The 5,124-nt window shown below is 36.2% G+C and carries 7 protein-coding genes; 4 read left to right on the top strand and 3 right to left on the bottom strand.

Going from position 1 to position 5,124, the window contains the following annotated elements:
• Positions 1-1,226: MATE family efflux transporter (locus RCH56_RS07355; protein ID WP_306484332.1), on the top strand; the 1,226-nt coding region annotated here is incomplete at its 5' end.
• A gap of 235 nt (positions 1,227-1,461) precedes the next feature.
• On the opposite strand, the gene RCH56_RS07350 is transcribed toward RCH56_RS07355, so the two are convergent.
• Both RCH56_RS07350 and RCH56_RS07345 read right to left on the bottom strand, forming a co-directional pair.
• A complete protein-coding gene (locus RCH56_RS07350; RefSeq protein ID WP_306484331.1) occupies positions 1,462-1,908 on the bottom strand; it encodes an HAD family phosphatase in 447 nt (148 codons plus the stop codon).
• Between the two features lie 14 nt (positions 1,909-1,922).
• A complete protein-coding gene (locus RCH56_RS07345) occupies positions 1,923-2,462 on the bottom strand; it encodes a hypothetical protein (protein WP_306484330.1) in 540 nt (179 codons plus the stop codon).
• 94 nt (positions 2,463-2,556) lie between these two features.
• On the opposite strand from RCH56_RS07345, the gene RCH56_RS07340 reads away from it, so the two are divergent.
• From RCH56_RS07340 to RCH56_RS07330, 3 genes are read left to right on the top strand one after another with little or no spacing between them, the layout of a single operon-like run.
• Positions 2,557-3,096 (top strand): chromate transporter, encoded by a 540-nt coding sequence (locus RCH56_RS07340; protein WP_306484329.1) that lies wholly within the window; start codon positions 2,557-2,559, stop codon positions 3,094-3,096.
• A complete protein-coding gene (locus RCH56_RS07335; RefSeq protein WP_306484328.1) occupies positions 3,089-3,649 on the top strand; it encodes a chromate transporter in 561 nt (186 codons plus the stop codon). Before RCH56_RS07340 ends, RCH56_RS07335 begins: the two co-directional genes overlap by 8 nt.
• 43 nt (positions 3,650-3,692) lie before the next feature.
• Positions 3,693-4,616, top strand: coding sequence for a 2-dehydropantoate 2-reductase (locus RCH56_RS07330; protein WP_306484327.1), 924 nt, complete (start codon positions 3,693-3,695; stop codon positions 4,614-4,616).
• A 63-nt stretch (positions 4,617-4,679) separates the two neighbouring features.
• Here the strand turns inward: RCH56_RS07330 and RCH56_RS07325 are convergent.
• The coding region (locus tag RCH56_RS07325) for a DUF5633 domain-containing protein (protein ID WP_306484326.1) at positions 4,680-5,124 on the bottom strand (445 nt) is incomplete at its 5' end.

Here is a 5,124-nt window from a genome sequence, read left to right as displayed (position 1 = left end):
ATGCTGTTGCAGGTGTGGGTATTGCTGGATTTGTTTTTTGGATAGCTAACTCCCTTGCCCTTATACCAAAGGTAGGCACAGGAGTTTTTGCATCCCAATCCTACGGCCAGGGTAGCGAAAAGGAGACTGTAAGAGTAATAAATAATGGAATAATTCAAGCGATGATTTTAGGTTTTTCCTTTACTATTTTTGTCTTAATTATTAGGAATATATTTATAGAAGCCTATAGCTTGGGAGAGGCGGCAGAGCTTGCTGCAAAGAGATATCTTTTTATAGTGGCTTGCGGGATGATTTTCTTTTTTATAAATCCAATGTTTTCACAAGCCTTCACAGCCCTAGGAGATTCTATAAGCCCTTTTAAGATAAATGCAGTAGGTCTTTTTGCAAATATGATACTAGATCCAGTTTTGATCTTTGGCTTTGGACCATTAAAAGCCTTGGGCATAAGAGGAGCTGCTATAGCGACTATCTTTAGTCAATTTTTGGTTAGCTTATGCTTTTTATTTCTTATCATAAGGCAGGACGATATAATCAAGAAAGCTATATCTAGGATTGATTATAGAAGGAGTTGGCAGAAGGAAATATTTAAGCTAGGCCTTCCTGCTGGAGTATTGAGTGGTTTTCATGCTTCAATTTCTATGATACTAAATAGATTTATGGCAAGCTTTGGGCCAGTTCCAGTAGCAGTAGCCTCAATCGGGGCTCAGCTTGAGTCGATTTCCTGGAATACAACAGAGGGAATCCAAGTAGGAATCCAGGCTCTTGTCGGACAAAACTATGGGGCGAAGAAGATTCATAGAGTAATAGATATAATAAAGGTAAGCTTTAAGCTTGTGGCAAGCATTGGACTTATAGCAAGTCTTGTCTTATTTTTCTTTAGATATAATCTATTTAGTCTCTTCACTCCAGGAGATAGCAAGGCCATAAGCTTAGGATCCGATTATTTATTGATTCTTTCCCTAAGCCAGCTTATGATAGCAATTGAGATTGGTCTTGCTGGTGCCTTCAATGGTCTTTCAGATACCAAGACTCCAGCAATAATAGGTCTTGTGATGAACACATTGAGAATCCCGATCTCCTTAATCCTCATGCCATTTTTGGGAGTTCATGGAGTATGGATTTCAATGAGCCTAAGCTCAAACTTTAAGGGGATTTTTTCTATGATTTTCCTAGCCAGGAAGGTTAAGAAATTAAAAAATGGATACTACAAAGAGCCAGAACTTTAAATAAACTGGCTCTTTTTCTTGAATATTAGAAATTTTCGATTTCAAATTCAGAAATATTATTTACATAGGAACGAGCTTCTTTTTTGATATAGTTCCATTCCTTTTCATTCCAAGGAAAGTCCTTTATGCCGACTGTCTTGATACCAGAATTTTTGGCAGCCTTTATGGCGTAGAGAGCGTCATCGAAAAGGATTAGCTCTTCTGGGGACTTTCCGTGTTTTTTGATTGAATATTCTCAGAAATCTTTTTCTGACTTATTGTATCCTGTCGTATCAGGTGTAGCCAAAAAGTCGAAGAGGTCAAACACTCCAATTCTCTTTAGGGCTTTTTCTAGATATTTGTAGTCGGTAGAAGATGCTACAGAAAGTGTATAGCCCTTTTTCTTTAAGTCTTTTAGGAAATCTACTGCACCATCTTTAGGCGAGAGATCATTTGCGTAGGCATTTTCTATAGTTTGTTCAAAATAATCAATAACTTCATCCTTAGTCATATCCCTTGCTATATTTTTCGATAGAAAATAACACATATCATAGAAGGGAAGGGCTTCTATATGGCCTTTTTTCTCTTTTGGGAGTTTATTTAAGTCATAGCCATATTTTTTGAATATATCTTCGAGCGGTTTGATCCATATATGCATGGAATCCAGAATCGTTCCGTCAATATCAAATATTAGTCCGTACATTTGTATCCTTTCGTCTATCTTTGAGCGTGTCTGTAGCCTTTGCTGATTGCTTCATCTTCTGAGTAAAACCAGGTTACATTTTCTATAGAAATCTTATTATAGTCCCTTTGGCCCTTGGTGTGATAGACTCCTGTTTGTCTATTGCCCTTGATTGGACCCTCTGTAGAATCGGCTGTATAGTTTTTCTTTCTACTGGTGTAAGGTCTAGTTTTTTGATTTTCAATTGGCTTATCTCCAGCTGGATATGGGAAATTATCCTTAGAACTTTGGCCAGAATTAGAATTACTAGTAGATCCCGATGAACTTTCGTCCTTTTCTTCTCCAGAAATTTCATCTTCAATAGAATCTGTTGCTTTTTCTAAATCGCCTTCTTTTGTATCTTTCCCTTCTAGACTATTATCATCATCATTTGAAAGTCCGATAGCTTCGTCTAGGTCATAGTCCTCGTAGTAGACAATAGGCAAGTCTTTAGGGTTATTATCTGCAAGACTGGTACCCATAAATCCCATAAATCCCATGGTTAAAAAGAGAGCGAGCAAGTTTTTCTTTTTCATAAATTTCCTCCTTGATATTATATATCCATTATACCATATGGAAAGCTTTGCCTCTTAGCTAAAATTACTATATAATTAGCTATAAGGAGATATTATGAATACTTTATTAGAACTTTATTTGACATTTTTTAAGATGGGACTTTTCACCTTCGGTGGAGGCTACGCCATGCTTCCTCTTTTGGAAAGAGAAGTAGTCGATAAGAAGGGCTGGGCAAGCCATGAGGAAATATTAGATTATTATGCAATTGGCCAATCCACTCCGGGAATTATTGCGATTAACACCTCGACCTTTTGTGGTTACAAGGTAGGCGGAAATATCGGAGGTATTGTAGCAAGTCTTGGCTTTATTAGTCCTTCTATAATAATAATTTCTATCATAGCAAAGTTCTTACAAAGCTTCAGTCATCTAGCCATAATCCAACATGCCTTTGCTGGCATAAGGATTGCGGTTTGCGCCTTGGTTTTTTATTCTGTTCTTAAGATGATAAAGAAAGATGCCAATACAGGCCTTAAATTTATGATATTTATTTTGACCTTTATAGCCATAGGATTTTTGTCTATTTCGCCAATTGTAGTCGTGATTACGGTTGGAGTTTTTGGAATTTTTTTAGGAAGGGGAAAGAAAAATGCTTAGGTTGATGTGGGAATTTTTTAAGATTGGACTTTTTTCAGTTGGAGGAGGGATGGCAACTATTCCCTTTCTTTATGAAATAGGGGAGAAGTTTGGCTATTTTTCTAATGAAGAGCTTCTAGACATGATAGCTGTATCTGAATCAACGCCTGGAGCGATTGGAATCAATATGTCCACCTACGCAGGAATTAATGCTCAGGGAAATCTTGGAGGAGTTTTAGCTACGATTTCACTAATAACAGGACCTGTGATAATTATCCTATTTATAGCAAGAGCCATGGATAAGTTCAAAAATTCTAAAGTCGTAAAGGATGCCTTCGTAACCTTAAGACCTGCTACAGCAGGCCTAATACTAGGTGCTATGAGCTCGGTATTATTTGTAACTTTATTTAATCTAGAAGCCATGAGGCAAAGTGGAAATATAGTAAATATAGTTAGGCCAATCCCCTTAGCGATATTTGCGGTATTTTTAGGACTATTATTAAAATTTAAAAAACTAAATCCTATTGTTGTAATCATAATAGGAGCTCTACTGGGAATTTTTCTAAAACTTTAAGTTAAGCTGGGTATAAGTAGAATGTAAGAGAAAGGATAAGAAAATGTTAGTTTATATAGCAGGAAGTGGCGCTATGGGATCAACCATAGGCTATCATATAGAAAAAAATACAGACAGTAGAGTTATTTTACTAGATTACTGGCAAGATCATATAGATAGAATTAATGAAAATGGTCTAATAGTTTCTGGTAAGGTAGAAGATAAGGTAAAAATAAAGGCTATGAGGCCGGAAGAAGCGAAAGAAGAAGCAGACCTAATAGTAGTAATGACCAAATCAATGGCCTTAGAATCTATGATGGAAGCTATTAAGGGTATCATTGGAGATAAGACCCAAATCCTTTGTCTCCTAAACGGTATGGGCCATGAGAAGATTCTAGAAAAATTCGTTGATAAGAGTCAAATCAATATGGGAGTTACCATATGGGCTGCTGGCCTTGCAGGTCCTGGAGAAATAGAAATTACAGGCAAAGGTACAATAGATGTCCAAAATATAGGAGACGATGAGGAAAATGGCAGAAAGATCGCTCGCTTATTAGATAAGGCAGGATTAGGAGCCAAATACGATAACGATGTAATGTTTGCCATCTGGAGAAAGGTTATGGTAAATGGAACAATGAACTCCATGACCTCCCTTATGGAATGCACGATTGGAGAATTCTTCGATTCATCTACTTCCAGGGATATTATAAGTGAACTAGTAAAGGAGTTTACAGAAGTAGGTCGCGCCGAAGGAATTAAACTAGATTATGAAGAAATGATATCTTATATCTATAAAACAGCAGAAGAAGCAAAAGACCATCATCCTTCAATGTATCAAGATCTCATAGAAAGAAATAGAAAAACAGAAATTGACTTTATAAATGGGGCAGTAGTAGATAAAGGCAAAACTCACAATATAGCTACTCCTTATAACAAGATAGTAACCCAACTAATCCACGCTAAGGAAGATATTAGGGGAGCCAAATAAAAAATACGAAAGTCCGAGTTTAAGGCCCGGACTTTTGCATTTTCATATATAGATAATGGGAATTTATTTGTTTTTCTTTGTAAAGAAATATCCGCCTACAGCGGTGGCAAATACACCGAGGACTCCTGCAAGGCCAGTCACGCCAGTTTCCACGTTAGATGATTTTTTGATTTCGCTAACTTTTACTGGTTTAATTTCTAGTTCTTGGCCCCTTGTTTCTTTATTTACCTTAAGAGCTTCTTTATCATCCTTACTTTCACCTGCATTTTTATTTTTTCTAGCCAATTCATAATAATATTTTCCATCTTCTGTCTTATTTATAGTATATGAATCAAAATCTTTACTATTTAAAAGATACTCTTCAGCAGCATCCCTTGCTTCAGACTCGGTAGCAAAAGATGGGAAGTCGTAATTTGAATCTTCTTTTTTGCTATCATTATTTTTGCCACTATTATTTTGATTATCATCATTTTTACCAGCATTATTTTTATTATCAGTATTTTTATTA

Origin of the sequence: Anaerococcus sp. (assembly GCF_030825785.1) — a bacterium.
GTDB lineage: Bacteria > Bacillota > Clostridia > Tissierellales > Peptoniphilaceae > Anaerococcus.
The sequence above is the reverse complement of the archived record's forward strand: the minus strand, read 5'-3'. Positions and strand labels throughout refer to the sequence as shown.